Genomic DNA, 24,196 nt, shown 5'->3' with positions numbered 1-24,196 from the left:
TCATGAAATTTCGTTCCGCCCTGCCCCTGGCAGCCATGCTCGCTGCGCTGTCCGGCTTTGCCCTGCCCGCCAGCGCCGCGCAAGTGCTGCGCAACCTGGTCAGCATCGAGGGCGTGCGCGACAACCCGCTGGTCGGCTACGGTCTCGTCGTGGGCCTGAACGGCAGCGGCGACACCACCCAAGTAAAATTTTCCAGCCAGTCCGTGGTCAACATGCTCAAGCAGTTCGGCGTGAAGATGCCGGACGGCGCCGAATCGAAAAGCAAGAACGTCGCCACCGTCATGGTCAGCGCCGTGTTTCCCCCAGGATACCGCCGTGGCCAGGCCATCGACGTCACCGTCTCGTCCCTGGGCGATGCGAAAAGCTTGCGCGGCGGCACCTTGTTGCTGACGCAATTGCGCGCGGCCGACAATGAAACGTATGCGCTGGCGCAAGGCAACGTCGTCGTCGGCGGCTTGAACGCCACCGGCAAGAGCGGCTCGTCCGTCACCGTCAACACGCCCACCTCGGGCCGCATTCCCAACGGCGCCAACATCGAGCGCGAAATCCTCAGCGATTTTTCGACCAAGCCGACCGTCACCCTGAACTTGCGCCACCCGCATTTCGAGACGGCCATCAATATCGTCGAAGCCGTCAACCGCCGCTTTGGCGCCGTCGCCACCACGCGCGACGCCACCAGCGTGGAAGTGCTGGCGCCGGAAAACCCGACCCAGCGCGTGGCCTTCATGGCCAAGCTGGAAGCGCTCTCCGTCGATGTCGGCGTCGATACGCCGAAAGTGGTGTTCAATTCGCGCACCGGCACCGTGGTCATCGCCGAAGGCTTGCGCGTAAAAGCGGCCGCCGTCACGCACGGCTCGCTGAAAGTGGTCATTTCCGAAAGCTCGGCAGTGAGCCAGCCGGCGCCGTTCGGCCGCGGCCAGACCACCGTCACGCCGCAATCGAAGGTGTCCGTCGACCAGGGCAACGGCAATATGTTCAAATGGCCGGCCGGCGCCAAGCTGCAGGCCATCATCGACGTCGTCAACAGCCTGGGCGCTTCGCCCGACGACATCATGGCAATTCTGCAAGCCCTGGACCAAGCCGGGGCCATCGAAGGCGAACTGGTGGTTATCTGATGCTTAATATCAACGACAGCAGCAGCGCCCTGCCTTCGGCGCTCGACGACAAGTCCCCTGCCGCCGCCACGCCGGCCGATCCCCGCTATGCGGCCAAGGCCACCGAGGCGGCCGTCAAGTTCGAAGCCTTCTTCATCTCGCACATGCTGCGCCAGATGCGTTCGGGCACGCGCGAGATGGCGGGCGAAGACAGCGTCTTCAAGGATCCCGTCAACAGCGACATGCTGGAAATGGCCGACAATCTGGTGGCCGACAAGATGGCCGGCCAGCGCGCCTTCGGCATCGCCGACGCCATCCTGCGCCAGCTGCTGCCGGCGGCCGGCGCCCCCGTGGCAGCCAAAAGCGCCGTCAAGACCGACAATATTGCAGCGCCGCTTAATAAATCCGTCTGAAGCGTCGCCTGTACAAGGTAATATCGATTCAATGCCTGCCCACCCGCACGCGCCACACTCTTCACGAAAGAAACTTGCCCAATGAGCATCATCAGCAATGCATTGTCAGGCAGCATCGCCGCCCAGGCCGCACTCAATGCGGCCAGCCAGAACATCGCCAACCTGCAAACGGCGGGCTACACGCGCCAGGGCGTACTGTTGTCCTCGCTTGGCGCAGGCGTGGGCGTGCGCTCGGCCGGCAATGGCGTGGAAGTGTCGGCCCTGCTGCGCTTTGCCGATGCTTATAAAAGCCAGCAAATGTGGCGCGCCGCGTCCGACCAGGGCGCCCGTTCGCAGACCCAGCCTTATCTGACCCAGCTCGAGCGCGTGATGGGCGACGATGCGTCGAGCATCAGCAACGGCATCGACGGCTTTTTCGCCGCCCTCAATGCCTCGGCCGTCGACCCGACGTCGACGCCGCTGCGCCAGCAGATCGTCACCTCCGCCGACGCCATGGCGCAGCGCTTCAACAGCATCAGCACCGTCATGGGCAACCAGCTGCTGTCGTTGCAGCAGCAACGGGCAGCGATCGTGCCGCAGGCCAATACCGCGCTGGCCAATATCGCCGCGCTGAACCAGCGTATCAGCACCTCCACGGCCGCGGGCACGAATGTGTCGTCGCTGATGGATGCGCGCGACCAGCTGATCGATGGCCTGGCCGCGCAAATGGGCATCGAGGTGCTCGACCAGGCGGACGGGTCGCGCAATGTCTCGCTGAAATCGGGCCAGCCGCTGGTCATCGGCAGCATGGCAGGTACCCTGAGCAGCAACATGACGAACACGGGCGAGCAAACCCTGAGCCTCGATTTCGCCAAGTCCTCGTACAAGCTCGACCCGGTCACCATCGGCGGCCAGATGGGCGGCCTGGGCGAGTTCGAGCAAAATACCCTGAAACCGCTGCAGCAGTCGCTGCAAGACATGGCGACCCAGTTGACCAACAAGGTCAACGCGCAGCTGGCACTGGGAAAAACCATGGCCGGCGCGCCGGGCGGCCCCCTGCTGGTGTATGCGAATGGCAAGCTGAGCATTACCCCCGGCTTCAACGCCAAGGATCTGGCCCTGTCGCTGACGGGCCAGGCCGGCGATAGCGGCAACTTGCAAAAATTAATCGAGATCAAGAATCAACCGATCACTGTCAGCTGGGTCGGTTCCGTCCTGATGAGCGACGCGGACACGCAGCTGGTCGGCAAGCTCGGTATCTACAGCCAGCAGAACCAGGCCCTGCTGAAGACGGCCAATACGGTGCGCTCGCAAGCGATCGACGACTGGAAGTCCACCAGCGGCGTGAACAAGGACGAAGAAGCGATGAACCTGGTCGAATTCCAGAATATGTATCAAGCAAACATGAAAGTCATTTCCGTGGCGAATAGCCTGTTTGACGCCACTTTGCAAATGATGGGTTAAGGAGAAGATCATGCGTGTCGCCAGTAGCCAGTACCAATCGCTGATCAATATTTCGCTTCAGCAAAACCAGGAACGCATCAACTTCCTGACCCAGCAGATGTCTTCGGGCCTGCGCATCCAGTTGCCTTCGGACGATCCGATCGGCAACGTGCGCATTTCGCGCCTGACGCGCGAGCAAGCCATGGTCACCCAGTACCAGGACAATATCGCCACGGTAAAAGTGCGCCTGCTGAAGAACGAAAACTACCTGTCGAGCATGGTTACCGACATGGGCCAGGCGCGCGACCTGCTCGTGTGGGCCGCCGACGGCAGCAATACACCCGGCGACCTGAACGCGATGACGCAATCGCTGACAGCCATGCGCGACAGCGTGCTGTACACGGCCAACCTGAAGGACCAGGAAGGCCGCTATATGTTTTCCGGCACGGCAACCGACCAGCCTGCGATCAAATACGACCCGGCGGCAGCTGTCGGTTCGCGCTACAGCTACGTCGGCAATACCGACACGCAGACCGTGGTGGTCGGCAATGGCGTGACGCAGGCTGCCAACGTCGACGTGAAGGACCTGGAAGTGTGGCTCAACAAAATCGACAAGGTCGTCACCACCCTCGGCACGCCGGGCGTGAACCCGAACGACCCGGCCGTGCGCGCCATCGTAAACGATGGCCTCGGCGGCACCGATGATGGCATGGATTTGCTCTCCGGCAAGATCGCCATTTTTGGCGGCGCGCAAAACATCCTCACCACGCTGTCGGGCAACCTGTCGAATGTCTCGCTGTCGAACAATTCGGCACTGCTGGACCTGAAAAAGACCGACATGGGCGCGGCCGCCATTGAACTGACCGGCTACCAGACGGCCCTGCAGGCAACATACAAGGCATACGCCAAGGTGGGCACCCTTTCCCTGTTTGATCTTCTCTGACCATCATGCAAATCGTTCAGACCTCCTCCTCTTCCGGCGTCAATGCCAAAGGCGCTGGCACAGCCCGCGTCGTCGATGACGCATCCGCCGCCATCAACGGCAGCGCCAGTGCGCGCAGCGAGGCGCCAGCGGCGAAGAGGTCGACGGCGAGCCTGCAGCGGGGCCTGAGCAACTGGGATCACCAGCTGCAGGGGGAGATTTCCAACGCGCAACAAACACTCGACTACCTGGAACGCAGCAGCAGCCAGCTGCAAGCGCTGAAAAGCGAACTGGCAGCCAAGCTGGCCGCGCGCCAGGGCCGCGAAGGGCAAGTCGAGGCCAGAGTGCGCCAGTTCAGCAATACCTGGCGCCAGCGCGCCAGCGCCTCGGGCGGCACGCTCGACGCACAGCTCGGCTATACGAGCCCGCAGGCGGCGCAGCAGAACTTCAGCATCCGCGGCCTGACCATGGCCAGCCTGCAGGAAGGCCCGCAGGAAGTGCTGGCGTTTTCCGTCGGCGGCGCGAACCAGGCCTTGCGTTCGGTCAATATCGAACCTGGCCTGAGCGCGAATGAAATCGTCTCGCGCTTCGACCGTGCCTTGATGCCATCAGGCATCGGCGTCAAGCTGGGCGAGAATGGCGAACTGGTGTTCAGCACATCGGAAGCGGCCTGGGCCAACGTACGCGACAGCCTGTCCGTGCGCGGCAGCGGCATCCGCTACCCGACCGGCCAGATGAGCCGCGTGCGCACGGATGCGGAACCGGCCGCCATCGCCCCGGAAGAATGGAATACGGGCGACGTGGAAGCCCTGCGCGCCACCTTGCAGCAAGTGGTGCAGGCGCTGGCGCAGTTGCAGGCGGCGCGCAGCTCCGTCAGCCTGGCCCTGGCGCAAGCGACGGGACGGGTTGCCCGCGCGCAACCGGTGCAAGTGAACGTCAGCATGGATACCCTGGCGGAAAACTTCACGCAAAAGGCCAGCGAACCTGGCTATGAATCGCTGCTGGCGATCAGCTCGGCATTGGTCGGCATCAGCCGCGAGCGCGTTGTCGCCCTGCTGGGCCTGGAATAACCGCTTCCCGTGCGTGCGCCGCCCTGGCGCACGCGGCAATAAAAGGGGCATGCCCCCTAGCTCAGGACGGTGGAAATCCGTAAGATGCTGCTGTCGCTGGCCGATTCACCACTACGCCAGCGCATTTCATCATCCACCTCCGGAGTTCCCTTGATAAAAACCGCCGCCCGGCTGATCAGCTACGCCCTGCTGGGAAAATCCGGCAAGCAGCCCCTCGACATCGCCAAGGTGCGCAAGGTGCTGATTTTGCGCAACGACAAGATCGGCGACATGATCGTCACGTCGGCCCTGCTGCGCGAGCTGAAGAAAAACTATCCGCACTGGCAGATCGACGTGGCCGCCAGCAGCGCCAACCGCGATGTCATCGCCGGCAACCCGCATGTGAACGAGATCCTCATCTGGGACAAGCAGCCGCTGCTGCGCGATGTGCGCACCACCATCGCCGACCTGCGCCGGCGCCGCTACGACGTCATCTTCAACCCCTACAACCGCTTTTCGATTCCCTTGCTGCTGCGTATCAAATGGCTGGGCGCCCGCTATCTGACGGGCTTTGCCATTCCCAAGTACGGCACCTCGACGGCGAAGCTGGGCATGTTCGACCATACGGTGCCCTGCGACCGCAGCCGCCACATCCTGCACAGCTTTTTCGCCACGTTCGAGCAGTTTGGCCTGCGAGACATCGATATGCGCTATGAACTGTTCGGTGTGGACGCGCACGCGGCACGGGTCGACGCCGCCTGCGACAGCCTGCTGCGCACGCATGACGGATTGTTCTGCCTCAATTTCCAGGGCAGCAATGCGCAACGCACGGTCAGCGTGGCCGATGCACAGCGCTGCTGCGCCGCCCTGGCGGCACGCTATCCGCGCCATGCGTTGCTGGTGATCGCCGCGCCGGGCACCGAGACGCGCGCCGCCGAGATCGTGCGCGGCGCCGGCCATGCCAACGTGATGAGCGCGCCGCCCACCGGCCACATCCTGGAGCTGGCGGCCCTGATACGCCGCTGCGAACTGGTGCTGTCGCCCGACACGTCGGTGATCCACATCGCCTCGGCGTATGACAAGAAAATCGTCGGCTACTACATCCGCACCGACAACTACCGCTGGTTTTACCCGGCCAGCCGCCATTACCGCGTCATCCTGGCCCCAGGCCTGACCCTGGTCTCGGTCAGCGATGCCGAGACCCTGGCCGCCGTGGAAGACCTGATGGAAGGCGCCGGCCCGGCGCAGGAGACAGTTCAGGCCGCCGGCTGAGACGCCAGCAGGCGGTCCATCTGCCCCACCGGCAGCGCGCGCGAAAAGAAATACCCCTGCGCATAGTCGCAGCCGGCGGCACGCAGCAGATCGCGCTGCGACGCCGTCTCCACGCCCTCGGCCACGACTTTCAGGCCCAGGCGCTGCGCCAGAGCAATGATCGCTTCGCACAGGCCCTGCCCCGCGCCATCGCTTCCCAGTTCGCCGACCAGCGAACGGTCGATCTTGAGAAAATCGATATCGGCCTTCTGGATGCACGCGAGCGACACCTGGCCGCTGCCGAAATCGTCGAGCGCCAGCGCCAGACCCATGGCGCGGAACTGGCGCAGCCGGTCGACCACCTGGCGCGCCTCGTCGAGCAGCACCGCTTCCGTTGTTTCGATGACGATGGCGCCCGGCGCCAGGCCCTGGCGCGCCAGATGCCCGCCCCAGTCCTGGTACAGCGCGGCGTCGCAGCGAAATTCCACCGCCGACTTGTTGATGCTGATCTGGAACGCGGTGCCATGCTCGTCTTGCCACTGCCGCGCCTGGCGCACAACCTGGCGAAACACCCACTCGCCGATATCGATGATCAGGCCGTTCGCCTCGGCAAAGCCGATGAAATCGGCCGGTGCCAGCAAGCCGCGCAGCGGATGGCGCCAGCGCAGCAGCGCCTCGGCCCGTTCGATGCTGCCGTCGCACAGGCGGATGATGGGCTGGTAATGCACTTCGAACTGATCCTGCGCCAGCGCCAACCGCATCTCGCGCACCGTGCTGCGGCGCAATTCGGCCGCCTGCTGCAATGCCGGTGTGAAATAACTGTAGCCGTTGCGCCCCGCACTCTTGGCCGCATACATGGCCTGGTCGGCGTGCCGCAGCAAGGTGTCCGGCGACTCGGCGTCGGCCGGATACAGGGCCACGCCCACGCTGGCCGACACTTGCGCCGTGTCGCCGTCGAGCACGAACGGCAGGGCCAGCGCGGCCGTCAATTCCTGCAGCACGCGCTCGATGCCGCCCAGCTGTCCCACGCCGGCGAGGATGACGGTGAACTCGTCGCCGCCCAGGCGCGCGACCGTATCGGTAGCGCGCACGCGTTCGCTGATGCGCCGCGCCGCCTGGCGCAGCAGCATGTCGCCCTTCTCGTGACCGAGGCTGTCATTCACCTGCTTGAAATGGTCGAGGTCGATGAACAGCAGGGCCAGGCAAGCGCCCTCGCGTTTGGCGTGGGCCGCCTCGTGCTGCAAGCGGTCGAGAAACATGTGGCGGTTCGGCAAGCCCGTCAGCTGGTCGAAATTGGCTTGCCGCCAGATGCGCTCGGACGCGGCGCGCTGCGCCGTGATGTCGCTGACCAGCGCCAGCGCGCCCAGGTAAGTGCCGCTGGAGTCGAAGATGGGATTGGTGGCCAGGGTGGCCCACAAGGTGCTGCCGTCGCGCCGCAGGAACTTGAATTCGTGGCGCTCGACGATGCCGTCCTGGCGCCGCGCGATGTTGCGCTCTAGGATGGCGCGCCCCTCCTCATCCATGAAGGCCGCCAGCGGCTGGCCCAGCATATCCTCGATCTGGCAATCGAGCATGTGCGCCATCTTCGGATTGACAAAGCTGGTCAGCGCCTGCGCATCGATTTCCCAGATGCCCTCTTCGGCGCTGTGCACGATGCGCCGGAAGCGCTCTTCGCTGCGTTCGAGCGCGGCCAGCTTGCCCTCGGCCTGCTCGAGCACCAGCCGCAGCGCCTGGCCGTTCGGATCGGCGCTGCCCAGCAGGCTGACGGGCAAGCCCGCCTCGCGCACGCCGGGACGCGGCGGGGGCAGCTGCACCTGCAGCTGGATGCGCTCGGGCTCGCTACTATTGAGCACGCGCTCCACGAACTGTTCGTAATCGCGGCGGAACGCCTCGTGCACAAAAGAACGGAACAGCACGTGGCCGGGACGCCCGCGCGCCAGGCCGAACAGTTCGGCCGCCACCAGGTTGACCTGCAGGATCACGCCATCGAGGCCCAGCACGAAATAGGCGACGGGCGCCAGCAGGTATAAATCGTTGAAATACGCTTGTTCGCGTTCGGCCTTCATCCGTTCCGGACTGAAGACGCCATCGTCAAGCAGGGGCGCGACGTGCCGCGGCACGCCGTCGTGGCCGGGCGGGGAGGAATCCAGAGCAGGTACCGCTTGCGGTGGTGTATCCATGGCTGTCCTTGGCACGGCCGCCCTGAAAAACAGGTGGGTGCAGTAGCGAGACTAGCACGCGCCACGCGCAGTGTCGAGCCATGGATGCCGTTTCTGCAACAGGGCCGCTCAGCGGCCCATGCCCATACGGTGCCGGCGCAAGCCGAAATCATGGCCGACCACCAGCAAGGTGCTCGCCACCAGGCTCGACAGCCCCACGATCAGCTGGATCAGCTTATCGTCGGGCAAGACCCACAAGGACGAATCCGGCGCCTCGCAGCCCGTGGCCGCGCTGATCAGCGGCGACACCCAGGCCGCGTCCGGCGTCACGTCGAGCACGACGGCGCCGTCGGCGCTCGTCTGCATATAGATATCGCCCCCTTCGGCCAGGGTAAAGCAGATACCCACGCCCGTTTCCGTGGCGCGGATATTGTCCTGCATGCTGCGGTTATGTTCCTCGATCCACACTTCCACGTCGTATGGCGTTTCCAGGTGCTCCCATGGACGGGGACGGAAACGGGGACGCTCTTCCGGGCTGGCGGGAGTATCGGGAACGTCGGGGATGTTGCTGTCTGCTGCGCCTTGCATGCTCGTTGACCTTTTCTGCGGTGATGCGGCGGAACCGGTTGCCCGCCAGCCGCCATTATCCACCGTTCACGGCGCGCATGGTATTCCCACACCGAATCAATCAGAAAAACTGACAGCTATCGACTTTAAACGTCAGCACACCTGACTTAAAATAGCCGCCATCTCTTCTTTACAGGCTTTACATGCAAGGCATCAAACGCAAAATCGTCTACGTCACCGCCTTTGAAATCATCGGCATGGCTATTTCCACGGCATGGCTGACCCTGCTTTCGGGCGAATCGCCCACCAGCACGGGACCGCTGGCGATCATGATCACCACCATCGCCGTGATCTGGAACCTGCTCTACAACACGGCGTTCGAATACTGGGAAATCCGCCAGGTGTCGCGCACGCGCACCGTCTGGCGCCGTATCCTGCACGCGATCGGCTTCCAGATCACCTTGGTCATCTACCTGATTCCGCTGATCGCCTGGTGGCTCGACATCAGCCTGTGGCAAGCGTTCGTGCTCGATTTCGCGCTGATGCTGATCATCCCGTGCTACAGCTTCATTTTTAACTATTTCTTCGACGGCCTGTTCGGCGTGCCCCTGTCGGCGCAGCAGCCGAAGGAAGAGCCGGCCGACATTCAGGCCGCTTCGCTGAGCAACTGAAGAAAGGACCGCGCCGCCATGCCCAGCGGCCGGTCCTTCATCCACACGAGGTGGATGGGCACGACGAGGCCATTGCCCGTATTCTTGAATGCCACGCAGCGCACCCGCCCTGCCGCCAGCGAATCCTGGATGGCCGAGGCGGCAAAATTACCCCATCCCAGTCCCGCTTCCACCATCGCCAGCGCCATCGGCAAGCTGTCCGTGCGCCAGTAGGACAGTCCCACCACGGGGCGCGCGTCGGCCAGGTCGAGTTCGCGGCTGGCCACGATGATCTGGCGCAAATTCACCAATTCCTCGATATACAGGGGCCGGCCCGCCGCGTCGGGCGGATGCTGGGTGGAGATAATCGCCAGCAAGGCATCGCTGCCCACCAGCTGGAACTGTTCCTCGTGATTGATGCGCCCGCCAGCAAAAGCCATGCAGGCGCTGATGCGGCCCCGGTGCAGCATGTCGAGCACATCGTCCTGCGGCGCCGTCAACACTTCGATGTCGAGCAGCGGATGGCGCTGCGACAGCGCGCGCACGGCGGCCAGGAAGGGCGTATGGTCGAGCTCGGCCGCGATGCCCAGCGAAATGCGGCTTTCCAATCCCTGCGACAATTCCTGCACGTGCAGGTGCAACTGCTTCAACTGCTCGGCGATCAGGCGCGCGTGGGGAAGCAGCGCCATGGCGGCCGGCGTGGGCACGGCTTCGCGCGCGCCCCGGTCGAACAGGGCGATACCCAGTTCCGCCTCGATATTGGCCATCGCCATGCTGACGGCCGATGGCGCCCGCCGCAAGGCGCGCGCGGCGGCCGAGAACGAACCGCCATCGACGACGGCCAGGAACAGTTCGATGTTATGGCTGGACAGTTTCATGGGGAATATGGAAAGTGCGGTGGAAAGTGCGGCACTTTTGCGCGCCAGGGCGGTCAAAAGGAAAAACCATGGGAGGACGCGCATGCGCCATCGACTACCGTACCGCCGCAGCGGCTATGTCTCGGACTTTACCCGCTTTATCGACGGCTATCTGCAGACGCACCCGGAAGTACTGGAAAACCAGCGGCGTGGCTGGCGCATCTGGTGGGAACGCCCCGCCAAGCTGCGCGAACTGGAACTGATCCACGCCGACAGCGTGCCGGAGCCGCCCTACCACTACGACTAAAAACGCCTGACCAAACCTACTGCGCGGTGCGCCTTGCGGCCTGCGATGCTCGCCGTACCTTCGTACGGCTGCGCGTCTCGGCCACAAATCACTACCGCTCGCGACGGTTTTGTCAGGTGTTTAATCTTTCGTTTAACCTTTCCAGACGCGCTGGAGGCCCGTATCCGCATGGATCCAGCCGCCGCGCGGGCCATTGCGGTAATAGAAGCCCACGCCGCCCTGCTTGAAGCTGCGCACGAGCGAACCGAGCACTTCCGCGTTCAGATTCGCCACGCGGATGTCGGCGGCGCGGCCCGAGATGTGCAGCGACTGGCGCGCGGCCGGCACGCCCGCTTCGCGCAGGCGGCTGTTCGACTCGGCCGTGCGGTAGCCCGACAGGATCTCCAGCGGCTGCTCGATGCCGTAGCGAGCCACGAACGCTTGCGTGCCCCACAGGGTTTCCAGCAGTTTCGGGTCGATCGGCGCCGTCTTCTTGCCGTTCACGTCGCGCAGCAAGTGGCACAGTTCCTGGTAAGCCGAATCGATGACTTCGCCATCTTTCCAGTACAGCAGCTTGGCTTTTTCATTGCTCGCCGGGCGCACCACTTCCAGGGTGCGGGGCTTGAGCCAGAATTCCAGGTCCAGCGCCTGCGCGTCGAAGATGTCGGGCGGCGGTTCCATCTCGGTGATGGCCTGGCGCGACTGCGACGTGATCGAGCGGTCGACGCTGGCCAGTTGCGTCGGCTGCGGCGGCACGGCCGTGCGCGGTGCGCGCGGCTTGGCGCTGGCCGAAGCCGAGGCCGGAGCGGCCGTGCGCGAGGCGCAGCCGATGAGAGGAGTGGCTACCAGGCCCAGCGCGGCCAGGCCCATACCGTGATGTAGAAAATTTCTGCGCGATGCCATAGTCAGTCCAATTTAACGATGGGAATACTATAGCGTATTGTGCTGCGAAGAAAAACCCTCAATGCCTATCGTGTCACCCTCATTTTTGGTATTCGGTGCCCTATGCGGCGGCCGCGCTGGCCGCCACGTGGCGGCTTGCCTGCGCCAGCGCCGTCAACGGCTTGTCCAATAAATATCCCTGGGCCACGATGGGCAAGCCCGTGATGGCGGCAACCCGCTGCAGCGCGGCCAGCGCCGGCGGCGTATCGAGGCGCTTGAAAATGACGCGGATCTTCGCCGCATGGCAGAGAGTAACGAAGCTGGCGACGGCCTGCTCGTCGCTGAGATTGCCCGCGTCGAGCTTGAACGCATGCGGGTGCAAGCGCTCCAGCATGCCGGTCGCCTCCTGCACGCTGGCCACATTGATGGCCAGGCGGAAACCGTTGCGCCGATAATTGTCGGCCACGTAATTGAGCAGCCAGCCCTGGTTAGTCGTGACCGTCGGCAATTGCAGCACGATGCGCTCGATGGGCAAGCCCAGCGCGTCGAGGATGCGCTGGAAGGCGTGGCCGTGATTGCTGCTGACGGCGCTCAGCAGGCGGTCATGCACGTTCAGGTACAGGTCCGACTGCTCCGCTTCGCCCTGGCGAAAGAAATTGATCGCGTGCAGCATGCGGCACAACCGGTCCAGCTCCACGGATTCGTCGTCGCTGGCCGCGTGGTCGAGCAAGCGCCACAGCGACAAGCCCTCGTCCGCCTTCGACACGCTGCGCGCCAGCCCTTCGAACGCCACCAGCTTGCCGCTGTCCAGTTCGCGCAGCGGCTGGAAGGCGCTCGTCATGGTGCAATTGAAAAAGCGCCCCAGCGCCCTGCCCTCCCCGTCGAGCCAGACGCTGGTGCCGGCCTGGGTTTGGTGCGACAGGCGGGCCAGGTAATTTTTCAGGACGGGAAATGGCATACGTGCTCCTTCATCGGGCTGCGCCAGCTGCCCTCATGGGGAAGACGGCGCCAAAGTGTGCAGAGTAAGGCAGCGCCAAGCAAAGGAGAACGAATGGTTTCGCCATTTGATATGCGCCCAGCACATAAGGATTGCGACGGCCAGCGCATAACGATAGTCGGAAACATTCGTTCCCGCCCCCGGCGCCCGCCTTTACTGTGCGCATGTACCGATACCATCAGGAAGGGCCGCCATGTGCCAGTTACTCGCAATGAACAGCAGCAAGCCGGCCGCGCTGGGATTTTCCTTTGCCGGCTTTGCCGAGCGGGGCGGACGCACGGACGAGCACCGCGACGGCTGGGGCATCGCCTACCATTCCAGTAGCGGCTGCACCCTGGTGACGGATCACCTGGCCGCCATCGATTCGCCGCTGGCGGCCCAGGTAAAGCAGCATCCCGTGAAGGCGAAAAACATCGTCGCGCACATCCGCAAGGCTACGCAGGGCCGCATCGCGCCGGAAAACACCCACCCGTTCGCCCGCGAACTGTGGGGCAAGACCTGGTCATTTGCCCACAATGGCGACTTGAAAACGTGGCGCGCGCCCGCCAATGCACACTACCGCGCCAGCGGCGACACGGACAGCGAGCAGGCGTTTTGCCACCTGCTGGCCAGCCTGCGCACGCAGTTTCCCCTCGGTGAACCCGCGCGCGCCGACTTGCGCGCCGCCATCGCCGAGGTCGCCAAGGACATCGCCGCGCACGGCAGCTTCAATTTCATCCTGTCGGACGGCGAGCTGCTGTTTGCCCACTGCTCCACGCATCTGCACTATGTAATACGCGAATACCCTTTTTCCGTAGCGCAACTGATCGACTGCAAGCGCAGCATCGACTTTCGCCAGCACAACCATCTGGACGACCGCATCGCCGTCATCGCCACGCATCCGCTGACGCAAAACGAGGACTGGCTGGCCTTCGCGCCCGGCGAACTGAAACTGTTTGCCGGCGGCACCTTGCTACCGGCAAACGATCGCGCGCAACCAGGCGTGTATATCCAGATCAGTTATTGAGGGGAACTATTCAAAGGAAGGAAAGGCCCGCCGCCGGATGGGCGGGCTGAAATGCAGGATAGCCGTCAGGCCGAATTGCAGTTGCAAAAGCGCTTGCGCTTGGGGTCGCCACTGGCAATGCCAGCGGGATCAATCTGTTTCCAGCAAAAAATCGTTTCCACGCCATATGGCGAACGCACATTGCCCGCCTCGACATAGCCCCGCTTGACGAAAAAGGCCTGGCTGCTGGCAGTGCTGTGCAGCTGCAGGGCCTTGATGCCCCACTCGCGCGCCTGCGCTTCCAGCTGCTCCACCAGCGCCTTGCCCGCGCCGCGGCCTTGCGCCTCGGGCAGCAGGTAGCACAGAGCCAACTTGCCGGCGCGCGTCAGCAAGCCGACGCCGACCACGGCGCCCGCCTCGACTGCGACCAGCGAAAAATTGGTGGGCGACGCGAACCAGCACGCCACCATCTGCGGTGTTTTATTGCCCAGCCAGGCTTCCAGGATGGCCGGATCGTCCCGATGATCGAGGCTGCAGCATTCGACGATGGAGCGTCGTAATACGTTGCACGCCTCGAAAGCGTCGGTCGGTGTTGCAATACGAATTTCAAGACTCATGTACGCTCACAAAATATTCCAGTTGCCGATGCAGGCGGTTTTACCCCTGTATCGTGCGATTCGACTATACACCAAGCGGCGCAATCGGGTTTTTTGCCGCACGCCACAGACCGGTTTTGCCTATGGCGCCATGCCTGCAGACTAAGTGCTGGTGCGCGCCTTGCCCACGAATGTTTCCAAAAATCGATATCTGTTTTTTAGCGTAAACGGGAATCAAATCTAAGCATATTACGAAAAATTCGTTTCTTTTCCGGCCGGAATTTTAGACTATGTCTATCTATTCTCACAACAAGAGTTCAACATGACCCATTCCAACGCCGTATCGACCACCGCAGCGACGCTCACCCAACGCTCGCGCCGCTGGTTCCTGGCCAGCGCCCTGGCCGCGTCCGCTGCCGCCATGAGCCTGCCCATGGCGGCCAGCGCCGCCGAACCCGTGGTCTTGCTGAACGCCTCTTACGACGTGATGCGCGAACTGTTCAAGGATGTGAACCCCGCATTTATTGCTGACTGGAAAGCCAAAACGGGCGAAACCATCACCATCAAGCAGTCGCACGGCGGCTCAAGCAAGCAGGCGCGCTCCGTCGCCGATGGCCTGGAAGCGTCCGTCGTGACCATGAACCAGGCCAATGACATCGATATCCTCGTCGACCGCGGACTCGTGGTGGCCGACTGGGCCAAGAAATTCCCGAACAATGCGGCGCCGTTTTATTCGACCATGGTGTACCTGGTGCGCAAAGGCAACCCGAAACGCATCAAGGATTGGGACGACCTGGCCAAGCCCGGCATCAAGGTCATCGTGCCGAACCCGAAAACCTCGGGCAATGGCCGCTACACCTACCTGGCGGCATGGGGCTATGCCGTGAAAAAAGGCGGCAGCGAAGCGCAGGCGCGCGACCTCGTTACCAAGCTGTTCAAGAACGTACCCGTGCTGGACGGCGGCGGCCGTGGCGCCACAACTACCTTCACGCAGCGTGAAATCGGCGACGTGCTGGTGACGTTTGAAAATGAAGTACAACTGGTGCGCGCCGAATTCGGCGACAACTTCGAAGTCGTGTATCCAAGCATCTCCATCCTGGCAGAGTCCCCGGTGGCCGTCGTCGACAAGGTCGTCGACCGCCGCGGCATCCGCAAGGAAGCCACGGCCTACCTGCAATACCTGTATTCGGAAGCCGGCCAGGAACTGGTCGCCAAGCACTATCTGCGCCCCCGTTCGGCCGCAGTCGCCAAGAAATACGCGGCCAGCTTCAAGCCGATCACGCTGTTCACCATCGATGACGTGTTTGGCGGCTGGAAACAAGCGCAAAAGAAACACTTTGACGATGGCGGCGAGTTCGACAAGATTTATCAGAAGTAATCTTCGCCATACCAGCACAAAACCGGGACATGTCCCGGTTTTTTTATGGCTGCGCGCCAGCGTGCCATTCAAGCGCGCTGAACAGGCTGGCGATCTCGCTGCTGCGGTGCGTGCCTGTCTTGGCCAGGATGGCCTGGATCTGGCTGCGTACGGTACTGATGCACACGCCCTGGCGCTGCGCGTACTCGGCTGGCTCCATGCCGTCGGCCAGGGCCAGCGCCAGCGACCACTCCGCGCCCGTCAAGCCGCATGGCCGCTCGGCCGCGCCGGGCCAATGCCGCCGCGCGCTCCTGAACAGTGGCCGCAAGGACAGCATGGCCAGGCTGGCGCCCTCCCCGTCTGCCGGGCCGATACGCACGGGCAGCGGCAGGATGCCGATTTCCAGCGCCGGCCGGCCGTCTGCGTCACTCGCATACAAGGGAGCGGGACGGTGGCACGCCAGTCCGACGCAAGCCTGCCGCACGCGCTGCGCCAGTTGCTGTTGCAGCTGGCTCACGCGCACAGCCACCTTACCGCCATGCAAGGTGATCACGGAGGCGAGCGGTGACGTCGCGGCCAGCAAGCGCTCCGCCGCCAGGTTCATGAAAACCAGCCGCAGGCAGGCATCGGCCAGCAAGATGGCGCGCGGCAAGGCATCGAGCGCCTCCCAGGCCAGCGCGCCATGCGCCTGGGCTTGCTGCGCCGTATCGCGCAGGCAAAAAACATTCGGCAGATGGTCAAGCACGCGCTGCAGCTGGGCGCGCGTGTTCGCGTCATAGGGGCCCTGGCCCGCAGCACGGTGCGCGGACAGGATGGTGAGCGCGCCGTTGTCGCGCACGACGCCGCTGCACGAATAGCGCACGCCCGCGCGCAAATAGAAATCCTGGAAATACTCGCTGCGCGCCACGGCCTGCTCGCTGAAATAATCCTGCATCAGATGCATGCGCCCGGGCGGCCCGCGCGTGAGCACCGCATAGCCGGGATCAAGCGCATGGTAGTAGCGCCGGTAGCCGTCCTCCCAGGCGCTTTGGTCCAGCCCGGTCACATAGCCGCGCGACGGCACCTCGCCCGTTTCCGCCTTCAGGAAACAGCAAGCCACATCGCCGCCCGCCAGCCGGGCGAACGCGCGCATGGCCACGCTCCACTGCGGCGGTTCCAATGCCGCCCGGTAAAAGGCGGCGATAACGGGATCCGCGCCTTCCTTGTCCATCATTGCCCTACCTGTAAAAAAAACGGCAAACCAGTACCGCATCCTTCACTTGAAGGATGCGTGGCAACGGGCCGGCACGCACCATGGCATCGACGGCTGCCGCCATGCGCATGCCATCGCCAGTGTTCTCCCCAACCTCGTTCTCATCAAGGAGCAGCATCATGCCTTCAATCGATACCGGTCGCCACACTCTCCAGTTGATCCATGCAGGCAACAAGCCCTTGCGCATGGCCGCGAGCGCTTCCCTCCTGCTGGCGCTATCGGCCTGTGCCAACCTGCACACCATCCACCGCACGACCGACTTGCCAGGCGCTGGCATGGCCGTCCACCTCGATGCGGCCCAGCGCGTCATTCATGTCACGCAAGATGGCAAAGCCTGTGCCGAGCCGACACCCGATGCCCTGCAATCGTATGCCTCCTCCTTCGGCGGCACCCTCAGCGCCGGCCCCGACAGCGCCGCCGTCTCGAATGCCCTGCGCGCCAATGCAGCCAGCGTGGGCCTGCACTCCCAAAGCATCACCCTGATGCGTCAGCAACTGTTCAATATCTGCGAATACGCGCAAAACAAATGGCTCAACGATGCTGACGTCATGCTGCTCATGGAGCGTTCGCAAGACCTGACCTTGGGTATCCTGGCCATCGAGCAACTGACTGGCGCCGTGGTGGCGCGCCAGCCGGTGCTGGCAGACCATACCGACATAACCGCAGAGGCACAACGGCGCCTCAAGGCATCCCAGGATGCCCTGGCAACGCAAGCGAAACTGGATCTTGCCATCAAAAAAGAACAAGCCCTGCAAGCCAATGCCGATGCCGCCGTTCAAGTCAAACCAACGGCCCTGGCCACCACGGACAAGGAAGTCGTCATGCTTAAGACCGCCCAGGAAGGTGCAAGTTCCGCCAGCGCCACGGACGGCAAGGCCGGGCAGGTGGAGACGAACGCGGGGCTGGCGCAAGCACAGGCCGAGCGTGTCGCGCTCGAAGAGGAACTGGCCGACAAGCTGGCGCAAAGCCAGCCCGGTGCCAGTACCATCAATGCAGGAACGGCAGAATACCTTGCCAGGGCCAGTACCGACATCGTCAAGATGATCTTGAACAAGGGGCACTTGACCGATATGTGCATCACCTTTATCAATCATCCGAAGAAGTATGTGGAAATGTGGCAGCACTACAAGGAAGTCATGGACCAATGCAAGTCGGTACTGGCGGTGGATTTGCTCCCGGGTACTGCTTATCCATACAGCCACAGGGATGCCACGCAGGCCAAGCCGGAACTGGAATAAGGGGAAACCAGCCTTACTGCTTCTTCAGCAGCAGCTTGAACTGCGGCACCCAGCGCCCGTCCAGCAGCATCTCGCTGGCGGCCTCATAGGCATCGCCCGATGGTGTCCAGCGCACGCGGTAGGTCAAGGTCTTGCCCTTGGCGCCCACATAGTCGGTGGCGGGAAAGTCGAGCCCGTCGTCTACCGGCTGCATCGTGCCGCGGCTATGGCCGCCGCTGTTTTCCAGATACAGGAAGGCGACCTTGTTTGCGGCGGGATCGTGGTAATACGTGGTTTCGCCCACGTAGTCGGGCTTGTCGGGACTGCGCACCGTGTGCACGTCGCGCAGCATCTGCCCGCCGTACAGCCACTGGAAACAGTGCTCATCCGTTTGCTTGCCACCGGCAAACTCGCCCTTCCAGCAATGCCCGGCCAGGAAAGCCATCGGCTGCAGCGCCGCGACCGGTTGCGCCAGCACGGCAAATGAGGGCAAGAGCAGCAGCAAGGGCAATGGACGCATGGCAAACCTCCAGGATGTTGCAGCCAAGTATAGGCGAATAAAGTGCTAGCGTCAGTGCTGGCGCACGCTTTGCGCATATCGATATGCGCATCGATTCGTGGTCAAAAGCGTGCGCGGGCCGTACTCTGGCCTTGTCGCGCCGCATGGCGTATTACGGGCACAAAGGAAATATCATGGCTATCTCGGAAGTGAATGTACGCAACCAGTTTCGCGGCAAGATCAAGGAAATCATCTTTGGACCCGTGGTTTCGGAAGTGGACGTGGAAACGCCGCACGGCATCGTCACGTCGGTGATCACCTCGCGCTCGATCAAGGACCTGGACTTGAAAGTGGGCAGCGAAGTCATCGCGCTGGTCAAATCGACGGAAGTGTCGATCGCCAAGATCCAGTAAGCGCGCGGCGTTTGCCTTGCCAGCTAATCGCTAATCGCGGAACAGATACGTAAACGTGCGGCTGACGGGCAGCTTTTCCGTGCTGCCGCGCACCAGCACCTGCATGCGCTCGGCGTCGATGCGTTCAGCCGCCTCGATGGCTTTCACGTTGACCATGGTGCCGCGGTGGATTTGCCAGAACTGTTCCGGATCGAGGCCGCCCAGCAAATCCTTCAATGGCGTGCGCACCAGCGCTTCCGAACCGGCCAGCACCACGCGCGTGTACTTGGTGTCGGCCTGGAAGAACAGCACGTCGTCGATGTCGATCAGGCGGATCTGCTTGCCCACGCTGGCCTTGATCCATTTCAACTTGTCGCGCGGCGGCGCCGGCAAGGCCGCACGCAGCGACTGCAGTAAATTGGCCATGTCGGCAGGCTGGGCGCCGAGCTTGTCGCGCAGCCGTGCCAGCGCCCGCTGCAAGCGCTCGGCCTGCACGGGTTTGAGCAGGTAGTCGACGGCGCCCGCGTCGAACGCGTCGACGGCGTACTGGTCGTAGGCCGTGACGAACACCACATGGGCGCGCTTGCCGATGCGCTCGGCCACTTCCAGGCCCGACAGGCCCGGCATGCGGATGTCGAGAAAGACCACGTCCGGCTCATGCTCGAGGAAACCGTCCCAGGCATCGTTGCCGTTTTCCGCCACCAGCACGACGTGCGCTTCGGGCCAGGCTTGCGCCAGCAGCATTTGCAGGCGCTCGCGCATCAGGGGTTCGTCTTCGGCAATCAGGATGGTGGGATTCATGCGGCAGGGTCTTTCAGGCTCGATGCAATTTTGATGGGTAGCAATATTTCAGCGGTCACGCCGCCCTCCTCGCCGTCGTCGTGCAGGCTCAGGCTGGCGGACGGATCGGACAGCAATAGCCGGCTGCGCACGTTTTCCAGGCCCAGTCCGCCGCCCTGTGCGCTGTCGGCGCCGCTGGCAGGCAAACCCATGCCCGTATCCTGCACGCGCAGGCGCAGCATGCCGTCCACCCGCAGCGCCGACAGGCGGATCTCGCCGCCGCGCAACGATGGTTCAATACCGTGCTTGATGGCGTTTTCCGCCAAGGTCAGCAAGATCATGCTGGGTATCGTCGCGTGCGCAAACTCGGCCGGCAGGTCCAGCGCATAGCGCAGGCGCGAGCCCATGCGTGCCTGCATCACGCGCAAATACGCCGCCACCATGTCGAACTCGCTTTGCAAGGGCACTTGCTCGCTGCGCATCTCCGCCAGGCTGGCGCGCAGGAAGGCGATCAGGTCGGCCGTCAATGCCGCGGCCTTGCCGGCGCCTTGCGCGCCCTGTTCGGCCAGCTGTTGCACGGCGCCCAAGGTATTGAACAGGAAATGCGGCTCGATCTGCGCGCGCAGCAGGCGCAGCTGCGATTCGCTCAGTTCGCGTGCCAGACGATCGCGCTCGGCATCCTGCTGCAGCTGCACCGTCAGCGCTTCGTACTGGCGGTTGCGCCAGGTGGTCACGATCGCCAGCGGCACCATGTAAAACAGGCAAGCCACGAGCAAGGCCGTGCCGCCCACGCGCAGCAAACGCTCGAAGGCCATGTCCATGGAACCGGTATCGCTGAGGCCGGCCATCAGCACGCCAACGGCCACGCCGGCCACGCAGGTCGACACGATCAGCAAGAGTTTCTTGAGCTTGTTGCGCACGGAACTGCGGTAATTGAACCAGACGCCCACCAGGCCCCACGCCAGCGCAAACCCCAGGCCGTTGCTGAAGACCAGGGCCTTGAGCAATTCGAACTTGGCTGGCAGCAGCAAGTGCAGTGCGACGCCGATGGCGCTGAACAACAGCATCAGCTTGAAAGCGGCGATGTAAAAACCGGCGCCGCGGTACTTGAGCAGGAAATCGTGCAACTGCTGGCGCTCGATCGGCGTCAGCTTGACCAGCTTCATGGCGATGTAGCGGCGCATCCGTCCCTGGACCTGCTCCGCCATCTCTGGGTGTTTCAGCACCAGCAGCGATTCCTCATCGACACTGCGGTACCAGTCCGTATATTTTTTTAACACGATGCGTTCTCCGTGGTCTGTGATTCAGGCATGAACGCAGTCTACGGCGCCCCTGTTGCAGGGCATAGCGCGGGGCGACGAAGCACGAAGCGGCAGGCATCAACGACGAAGCGTGCGGCGCCTGCCTGGCCCTCGTCATCAATATTGCTCAAATCATACGAAGTTTCCAAGGTGAAATCAATAATTGCGTAACAATTTTCACTACGGCAAGAATAGCCGTTTTTATTTGCCAAATTGGCCGCAACGCCGCCTGTTACGGGCCTGTACCGTAGACATCGCTTGATCTTTAATGGTATTGTCTAAGCTTGGCAAATATTGCATCCGAGATACACGCCGCGTCCCCGCGCGACCCCGTTCCGGATTTGCGCGCAGCGCCCACGATGGCGCCCCAAAACTGCTTTTCCACATACAATCCCATGCTCAAAAAAATGTTCGCCGCGGTGCTGATGACGCTTTCGACAGCGGCCATCGCCGTGCCCTTCGGTTCCCAGTCGATACTGGTGGTCGAAGACGGTACAGGCAAAGTCTTGCTTGAAAAAAACTCCAACGTGGTGGTGCCCATCGCCTCGCTGACCAAACTCATGACAGCCATGGTCGTGCTCGACTCCAAGGCGAACATGGAGGAAGAGATCAGCATCGACCGCGAGGACGTCGATACCCTGAAGCACAGCACCTCGCGCGTGCCCGTGGGCGCCACCCTGAGCCGCCACGACGTGCTGCAACTGGCGCTGATGTCATCCGACAACCGCGCCGCCGCCTCGCTGGCGCGTACCTTCCCCGGCGGCCCGACGGCGTTTGCCGTGGCCGTCAACGCCAAGATCAAGGCCCTGGGCATGCGCCAGACCGTGATCGAAGAACCGACGGGCTTGTCGCCGAACAACCAGTCGACGGCGGCCGACCTCGTCAAGATGGCCGTGGCCGCCTCGCGCTACCCGGAAATCAGCCGCATCACCACGGATTCGAAGGACGTCATCCAGATCAAGGGCCGCGACGTGGAATACCACAACACGAACCGCCTGGTGGGCGCCAAGGGCTGGGACATCGGCCTGTCGAAGACGGGCTACACGAATGAAGCGGGCCGCTGCCTGATCATGCGCATCAAGTCGGCCGGCAAGTTCGCCACGATGATCCTGCTCAACGCGCGCGCCAATTCCGTGCGCGCCATGGACGCCGTCAACATCCGCCGCATGCTGGCGGCCGAGAACGGCATCGAAGAGCCGAAGGTGATGCGCGCCTCGGTCAGCCGGCATAAAAAAGCGCCGGCGAAGCCATCGAAGCGCCGCCGCGCCCGTTAAGCACGGCTGAATGCTGGGGTCAGACCCGACGGGTCTGCCCCCGGAACTATTTCGCTTGCCGGTTGGTCATGATGACGCCGGCAATCGTCACCGCCCCGCCCACCAGCATCGAGGCGAGCACCGGCTCGCCCAGCAGCGCCGCCGCCAGCACGATGCCGAACACGGGCACGAGGTTGTTGAACACGGCCGTGCGCGACGGCCCCAGCGCTTTGACGCCCTCGTAATACCAGACAAAGCCGATCACCGTGCCGAACACGCCCAGGTAGCCAATGGCGGCCCACACTTGCCAGCCGAAGCTGTGCCATGGCACGCTCGGAAATTCCACGGCCGCCCCCACCAGCAAAAAGGCCAGGCCCCACATCGATGCATACGTGGTGGCGGCGATCGGCGACAAGCCCTTCAGCGCGACCCGGCCGATCAGGGTGTAGGCGGCCCAGCTGGAAATACCGCAAAACATGAAGATTTCACCGGCGCCGATGCCGCCGCCGTTACCGTGCAGCACGCCGGCAAGGTCGCCGCGCGTGATGACGATGGCCGTGCCGCAGAACGCCAGCATGATGCCCAGCCACTTGAACGATCCGAGCCGTTCGCGGAACAGCATGGCCGAGGCCAGCGCCGTGACGATGGGGTTCAGCGCGACAAATAAAGCCGTGCGCCCCGCCGGCATGCGCGACAGCGCGGCCAGGAAGCACAGGTTGTACAAGAAGATGCCCGTCAGGCCCAGGGCCGCCGTCGTCATCAGCTGCTTGCGGTCCAGGCTCGGCAAGCCCCCTTCCAGTTTCCAGGCCAGCACGACGAGCAACAGCACGGCCACGCCGAAGCGTCCGCTGGCAGCCGTCATGGGCGGCATCTGCTGCGCCAGCACGCGCCCCGCGATAAAAGTGCCGCCCCAGAACAGGGCGACGAAAATCAGTTTCAGGTAGACGAGCGGCGATTGCACGGAAGGCAAGGCGGCGGAAGGTATGGCGGTAGTGCGCATGGAAAGTCCTATGATGTCGCTTGTGCAGCGGATGCTGCAGATATATATTAATACTAATATCAACTCATGAAATAATGAGTAAATACTCATAGCACAAAGAAACCACACCATGACCTTCACGCAACTGGAAATTTTTACCTTGGTGGCTGAACTGCACGGCTTTTCCGCCGCCGCCGCGCAGCTGGGCATCAGCCAGTCGGCCGTCTCGCACGCCTTGAAGGCGCTGGAAAAGGAGATGGGCGTGGACCTGATCGTGCGCCACCAGGCCTCGGCCGAGCTGACCGACGTGGGCCGCCAGCTGCTGGTCCGCGCGCGCGAAATCCTCGGGCTATCCGAAGCCATGCGCCAGGAAGCGGCCGACGTGCTGGGCCAGCGCCAGGGCAGCCTACGTATCGGCTCATTCGGCCCCACGTCATCCCTGAATCTGCTGCCGGCCATCACGGCGCAATTCCGCCTGCGCTATCCGGGCATCGACCTGCGCATCGACGAAGGCGCCGACCATGAAGTGGTGCAGTGGATACGCGAGCGGCGGGTCGACGTGGGCTTCGTCGTGCTGCCCGACGAACGTTTCGATACGGCGCCGCTGGTGGAAGACCAGATGATGGCGCTGGTGCCGCGCAGCCATGCACTGTCCAGCGAAACGTCCATCACCCTGGCCCAATTGTGCGAAGGGCCGTTCATCATGTCCGAGGCGGGCTGCGCCTGCCTGATCGAGCCGCTGTTCGCCAACGCGGGGCTGCAGCCGCAGGTGCCCTACCGCATCAGCCAGGTGATCACCATCCTCGACATGGTCAGCCGCGGCGACGGCCTGTCCATCGTGGCAGAACTGGCCCTGCCCCAGCGGCTGCGCGAGCAGTATCCGGAGCTGGTCGCCCTGCCCTTGAATCCCCCCGTCAGCCGCAAGGTGGGCCTGGCCGTGCGCGACCGGCGCCAGAACACGCCGGCCACCAACGCTTTTTTCGAGGTGGCGAAACAGATGGCGCCGACCCTGGCGCCACGGCGCGCTTGAACGCTA

26 protein-coding genes are annotated in these 24,196 nt (G+C 63.3%); 14 read left to right on the top strand and 12 right to left on the bottom strand.

Features of this window, described 5'->3' with window-relative positions; all coding sequences use genetic code 11:
* Nucleotides 1-2 precede the first annotated feature (2 nt).
* From KO538_RS11535 to KO538_RS11510, 6 genes are all read left to right on the top strand, one after another.
* On the top strand, nucleotides 3-1,115 hold the full coding sequence (locus tag KO538_RS11535; protein WP_034757769.1) for a flagellar basal body P-ring protein FlgI: 1,113 nt from the start codon (nucleotides 3-5) through the stop codon (nucleotides 1,113-1,115).
* Nucleotides 1,115-1,507 carry a rod-binding protein gene (locus KO538_RS11530; protein WP_034757766.1) on the top strand — a complete coding sequence of 131 codons (393 nt, stop codon included), beginning with the start codon at nucleotides 1,115-1,117 and terminating at the stop codon, nucleotides 1,505-1,507. Before KO538_RS11535 ends, KO538_RS11530 begins: the two co-directional genes overlap by 1 nt.
* Nucleotides 1,508-1,588: 81 nt before the next feature.
* Complete coding sequence (gene flgK, locus KO538_RS11525) at nucleotides 1,589-2,950, top strand: flagellar hook-associated protein FlgK (protein WP_219328385.1); 1,362 nt, start codon at nucleotides 1,589-1,591, stop codon at nucleotides 2,948-2,950.
* A 10-nt stretch (nucleotides 2,951-2,960) separates the two neighbouring features.
* Nucleotides 2,961-3,872, top strand: a complete 912-nt coding sequence (gene flgL / locus KO538_RS11520) for a flagellar hook-associated protein FlgL (RefSeq protein ID WP_034757761.1) — start codon at nucleotides 2,961-2,963, stop codon at nucleotides 3,870-3,872.
* Nucleotides 3,873-3,877: 5 nt separating this feature from the next.
* Nucleotides 3,878-4,921 (top strand): hypothetical protein, encoded by a 1,044-nt coding sequence (locus KO538_RS11515; protein WP_070303082.1) that lies wholly within the window; start codon nucleotides 3,878-3,880, stop codon nucleotides 4,919-4,921.
* A 150-nt stretch (nucleotides 4,922-5,071) separates the two neighbouring features.
* Complete coding sequence (locus tag KO538_RS11510) at nucleotides 5,072-6,172, top strand: glycosyltransferase family 9 protein (protein ID WP_219328384.1); 1,101 nt, start codon at nucleotides 5,072-5,074, stop codon at nucleotides 6,170-6,172.
* Here the strand turns inward: KO538_RS11510 and KO538_RS11505 are convergent.
* Nucleotides 6,157-8,331 carry an EAL domain-containing protein gene (locus tag KO538_RS11505; RefSeq protein WP_307788882.1) on the bottom strand — a complete coding sequence of 725 codons (2,175 nt, stop codon included), beginning with the start codon at nucleotides 8,329-8,331 and terminating at the stop codon, nucleotides 6,157-6,159. The two genes, KO538_RS11510 and KO538_RS11505, sit on opposite strands and share 16 nt — an antisense overlap.
* A gap of 108 nt (nucleotides 8,332-8,439) precedes the next feature.
* On the bottom strand, nucleotides 8,440-8,898 hold the full coding sequence (locus KO538_RS11500; protein ID WP_034757746.1) for a hypothetical protein: 459 nt from the start codon (nucleotides 8,896-8,898) through the stop codon (nucleotides 8,440-8,442).
* A gap of 182 nt (nucleotides 8,899-9,080) precedes the next feature.
* Between KO538_RS11500 and KO538_RS11495 the strand changes: the two genes are divergently transcribed.
* Entirely contained in the window at nucleotides 9,081-9,548 is a 468-nt protein-coding gene (locus KO538_RS11495; protein ID WP_070303078.1) for a PACE efflux transporter, read from the top strand.
* Here the strand turns inward: KO538_RS11495 and KO538_RS11490 are convergent.
* The gene (locus KO538_RS11490) at nucleotides 9,524-10,405 is read right to left on the bottom strand and encodes a LysR family transcriptional regulator (RefSeq protein ID WP_034757741.1); all 882 of its coding nucleotides are present in this window, start codon (nucleotides 10,403-10,405) and stop codon (nucleotides 9,524-9,526) included. The genes KO538_RS11495 and KO538_RS11490 overlap by 25 nt on opposite strands.
* A gap of 82 nt (nucleotides 10,406-10,487) precedes the next feature.
* Between KO538_RS11490 and KO538_RS11485 the strand changes: the two genes are divergently transcribed.
* A complete protein-coding gene (locus tag KO538_RS11485) occupies nucleotides 10,488-10,691 on the top strand; it encodes a DUF3460 family protein (protein ID WP_070303076.1) in 204 nt (67 codons plus the stop codon).
* Between the two features lie 132 nt (nucleotides 10,692-10,823).
* On the opposite strand, the gene KO538_RS11480 is transcribed toward KO538_RS11485, so the two are convergent.
* Together KO538_RS11480 and KO538_RS11475 are read right to left on the bottom strand one after the other, a co-directional pair.
* A complete protein-coding gene (locus KO538_RS11480; RefSeq protein WP_374106846.1) occupies nucleotides 10,824-11,573 on the bottom strand; it encodes a YcbK family protein in 750 nt (249 codons plus the stop codon).
* A gap of 100 nt (nucleotides 11,574-11,673) precedes the next feature.
* On the bottom strand, nucleotides 11,674-12,510 hold the full coding sequence (locus KO538_RS11475) for an EAL domain-containing protein (protein WP_070303075.1): 837 nt from the start codon (nucleotides 12,508-12,510) through the stop codon (nucleotides 11,674-11,676).
* A 232-nt stretch (nucleotides 12,511-12,742) separates the two neighbouring features.
* Between KO538_RS11475 and KO538_RS11470 the strand changes: the two genes are divergently transcribed.
* The gene (locus KO538_RS11470; protein ID WP_219328383.1) at nucleotides 12,743-13,555 is read left to right on the top strand and encodes a class II glutamine amidotransferase; all 813 of its coding nucleotides are present in this window, start codon (nucleotides 12,743-12,745) and stop codon (nucleotides 13,553-13,555) included.
* A 65-nt stretch (nucleotides 13,556-13,620) separates the two neighbouring features.
* Here the strand turns inward: KO538_RS11470 and KO538_RS11465 are convergent, their stop codons facing one another.
* Nucleotides 13,621-14,151, bottom strand: a complete 531-nt coding sequence (locus tag KO538_RS11465; RefSeq protein WP_219328382.1) for a GNAT family N-acetyltransferase — start codon at nucleotides 14,149-14,151, stop codon at nucleotides 13,621-13,623.
* A 301-nt stretch (nucleotides 14,152-14,452) separates the two neighbouring features.
* Between KO538_RS11465 and KO538_RS11460 the strand changes: the two genes are divergently transcribed.
* A complete protein-coding gene (locus KO538_RS11460) occupies nucleotides 14,453-15,508 on the top strand; it encodes a sulfate ABC transporter substrate-binding protein (RefSeq protein WP_034757720.1) in 1,056 nt (351 codons plus the stop codon).
* Between the two features lie 43 nt (nucleotides 15,509-15,551).
* Here the strand turns inward: KO538_RS11460 and KO538_RS11455 are convergent, their stop codons facing one another.
* A complete protein-coding gene (locus tag KO538_RS11455; RefSeq protein WP_219328381.1) occupies nucleotides 15,552-16,700 on the bottom strand; it encodes a LuxR family transcriptional regulator in 1,149 nt (382 codons plus the stop codon).
* Between the two features lie 4 nt (nucleotides 16,701-16,704).
* Nucleotides 16,705-16,860: a hypothetical protein gene (locus tag KO538_RS11450; protein ID WP_219328380.1), complete on the bottom strand. Its 156-nt coding sequence runs from the start codon at nucleotides 16,858-16,860 to the stop codon at nucleotides 16,705-16,707.
* On the opposite strand from KO538_RS11450, the gene KO538_RS11445 reads away from it, so the two are divergent.
* Entirely contained in the window at nucleotides 16,859-17,977 is a 1,119-nt protein-coding gene (locus KO538_RS11445) for a hypothetical protein (protein ID WP_219328379.1), read from the top strand. The two genes, KO538_RS11450 and KO538_RS11445, sit on opposite strands and share 2 nt — an antisense overlap.
* Nucleotides 17,978-17,990: 13 nt before the next feature.
* On the opposite strand, the gene KO538_RS11440 is transcribed toward KO538_RS11445, so the two are convergent.
* Nucleotides 17,991-18,476: a hypothetical protein gene (locus KO538_RS11440; protein ID WP_219328378.1), complete on the bottom strand. Its 486-nt coding sequence runs from the start codon at nucleotides 18,474-18,476 to the stop codon at nucleotides 17,991-17,993.
* A 173-nt stretch (nucleotides 18,477-18,649) separates the two neighbouring features.
* Between KO538_RS11440 and KO538_RS11435 the strand changes: the two genes are divergently transcribed.
* On the top strand, nucleotides 18,650-18,868 hold the full coding sequence (locus KO538_RS11435; protein ID WP_034757699.1) for a molybdopterin-binding protein: 219 nt from the start codon (nucleotides 18,650-18,652) through the stop codon (nucleotides 18,866-18,868).
* Between the two features lie 30 nt (nucleotides 18,869-18,898).
* Here the strand turns inward: KO538_RS11435 and KO538_RS11430 are convergent, their stop codons facing one another.
* Both KO538_RS11430 and KO538_RS29750 read right to left on the bottom strand, forming a co-directional pair.
* Entirely contained in the window at nucleotides 18,899-19,648 is a 750-nt protein-coding gene (locus KO538_RS11430) for a LytTR family DNA-binding domain-containing protein (protein ID WP_034757697.1), read from the bottom strand.
* On the bottom strand, nucleotides 19,645-20,907 hold the full coding sequence (locus tag KO538_RS29750; RefSeq protein ID WP_219328377.1) for a histidine kinase: 1,263 nt from the start codon (nucleotides 20,905-20,907) through the stop codon (nucleotides 19,645-19,647). Before KO538_RS29750 ends, KO538_RS11430 begins: the two co-directional genes overlap by 4 nt.
* Before the next feature lie 416 nt (nucleotides 20,908-21,323).
* Here KO538_RS29750 and KO538_RS11420 point away from each other — a divergent pair, with 416 nt between their 5' ends.
* Nucleotides 21,324-22,202, top strand: coding sequence for a serine hydrolase (locus tag KO538_RS11420; protein WP_034758101.1), 879 nt, complete (start codon nucleotides 21,324-21,326; stop codon nucleotides 22,200-22,202).
* Between the two features lie 46 nt (nucleotides 22,203-22,248).
* On the opposite strand, the gene KO538_RS11415 is transcribed toward KO538_RS11420, so the two are convergent.
* Nucleotides 22,249-23,181, bottom strand: a complete 933-nt coding sequence (locus KO538_RS11415) for a DMT family transporter (RefSeq protein WP_219328376.1) — start codon at nucleotides 23,179-23,181, stop codon at nucleotides 22,249-22,251.
* 109 nt (nucleotides 23,182-23,290) lie between these two features.
* Here KO538_RS11415 and KO538_RS11410 point away from each other — a divergent pair, with 109 nt between their 5' ends.
* Complete coding sequence (locus tag KO538_RS11410) at nucleotides 23,291-24,190, top strand: LysR family transcriptional regulator (RefSeq protein WP_219328375.1); 900 nt, start codon at nucleotides 23,291-23,293, stop codon at nucleotides 24,188-24,190.
* Nucleotides 24,191-24,196: the final 6 nt, after the last annotated feature.

The organism is Janthinobacterium sp. NKUCC08_JDC, assembly GCF_019345575.1.
Classification (GTDB): Bacteria; Pseudomonadota; Gammaproteobacteria; order Burkholderiales; family Burkholderiaceae_D; genus Janthinobacterium; species Janthinobacterium aestuarii.
Note: the sequence above shows the minus strand (reverse complement) of the source record. Positions and strands in the feature narration are given on the sequence as shown.

What these genes read in the sequence shown, in the direction of transcription:
- KO538_RS11535 (WP_034757769.1), top strand. Translation starts at nt 3, where the DNA reads ATGAAATTTCGTTCCGCCCTGCCCCTGGCAGCCATGCTCGCTGCGCTG.
- KO538_RS11530 (WP_034757766.1), top strand. Translation starts at nt 1,115, where the DNA reads ATGCTTAATATCAACGACAGCAGCAGCGCCCTGCCTTCGGCGCTCGAC.
- flgK (WP_219328385.1), top strand. Translation starts at nt 1,589, where the DNA reads ATGAGCATCATCAGCAATGCATTGTCAGGCAGCATCGCCGCCCAGGCC.
- flgL (WP_034757761.1), top strand. Translation starts at nt 2,961, where the DNA reads ATGCGTGTCGCCAGTAGCCAGTACCAATCGCTGATCAATATTTCGCTT.
- KO538_RS11515 (WP_070303082.1), top strand. Translation starts at nt 3,878, where the DNA reads ATGCAAATCGTTCAGACCTCCTCCTCTTCCGGCGTCAATGCCAAAGGC.
- KO538_RS11505 (WP_307788882.1), bottom strand. Translation starts at nt 8,331, where the DNA reads ATGGATACACCACCGCAAGCGGTACCTGCTCTGGATTCCTCCCCGCCC.
- KO538_RS11500 (WP_034757746.1), bottom strand. Translation starts at nt 8,898, where the DNA reads ATGCAAGGCGCAGCAGACAGCAACATCCCCGACGTTCCCGATACTCCC.
- KO538_RS11495 (WP_070303078.1), top strand. Translation starts at nt 9,081, where the DNA reads ATGCAAGGCATCAAACGCAAAATCGTCTACGTCACCGCCTTTGAAATC.
- KO538_RS11490 (WP_034757741.1), bottom strand. Translation starts at nt 10,405, where the DNA reads ATGAAACTGTCCAGCCATAACATCGAACTGTTCCTGGCCGTCGTCGAT.
- KO538_RS11485 (WP_070303076.1), top strand. Translation starts at nt 10,488, where the DNA reads ATGCGCCATCGACTACCGTACCGCCGCAGCGGCTATGTCTCGGACTTT.
- KO538_RS11480 (WP_374106846.1), bottom strand. Translation starts at nt 11,573, where the DNA reads ATGGCATCGCGCAGAAATTTTCTACATCACGGTATGGGCCTGGCCGCG.
- KO538_RS11475 (WP_070303075.1), bottom strand. Translation starts at nt 12,510, where the DNA reads ATGCCATTTCCCGTCCTGAAAAATTACCTGGCCCGCCTGTCGCACCAA.
- KO538_RS11470 (WP_219328383.1), top strand. Translation starts at nt 12,743, where the DNA reads ATGTGCCAGTTACTCGCAATGAACAGCAGCAAGCCGGCCGCGCTGGGA.
- KO538_RS11465 (WP_219328382.1), bottom strand. Translation starts at nt 14,151, where the DNA reads ATGAGTCTTGAAATTCGTATTGCAACACCGACCGACGCTTTCGAGGCG.
- KO538_RS11460 (WP_034757720.1), top strand. Translation starts at nt 14,453, where the DNA reads ATGACCCATTCCAACGCCGTATCGACCACCGCAGCGACGCTCACCCAA.
- KO538_RS11455 (WP_219328381.1), bottom strand. Translation starts at nt 16,700, where the DNA reads ATGATGGACAAGGAAGGCGCGGATCCCGTTATCGCCGCCTTTTACCGG.
- KO538_RS11445 (WP_219328379.1), top strand. Translation starts at nt 16,859, where the DNA reads ATGCCTTCAATCGATACCGGTCGCCACACTCTCCAGTTGATCCATGCA.
- KO538_RS11450 (WP_219328380.1), bottom strand. Translation starts at nt 16,860, where the DNA reads ATGATGCTGCTCCTTGATGAGAACGAGGTTGGGGAGAACACTGGCGAT.
- KO538_RS11440 (WP_219328378.1), bottom strand. Translation starts at nt 18,476, where the DNA reads ATGCGTCCATTGCCCTTGCTGCTGCTCTTGCCCTCATTTGCCGTGCTG.
- KO538_RS11435 (WP_034757699.1), top strand. Translation starts at nt 18,650, where the DNA reads ATGGCTATCTCGGAAGTGAATGTACGCAACCAGTTTCGCGGCAAGATC.
- KO538_RS11430 (WP_034757697.1), bottom strand. Translation starts at nt 19,648, where the DNA reads ATGAATCCCACCATCCTGATTGCCGAAGACGAACCCCTGATGCGCGAG.
- KO538_RS11420 (WP_034758101.1), top strand. Translation starts at nt 21,324, where the DNA reads ATGCTCAAAAAAATGTTCGCCGCGGTGCTGATGACGCTTTCGACAGCG.
- KO538_RS11415 (WP_219328376.1), bottom strand. Translation starts at nt 23,181, where the DNA reads ATGCGCACTACCGCCATACCTTCCGCCGCCTTGCCTTCCGTGCAATCG.
- KO538_RS11410 (WP_219328375.1), top strand. Translation starts at nt 23,291, where the DNA reads ATGACCTTCACGCAACTGGAAATTTTTACCTTGGTGGCTGAACTGCAC.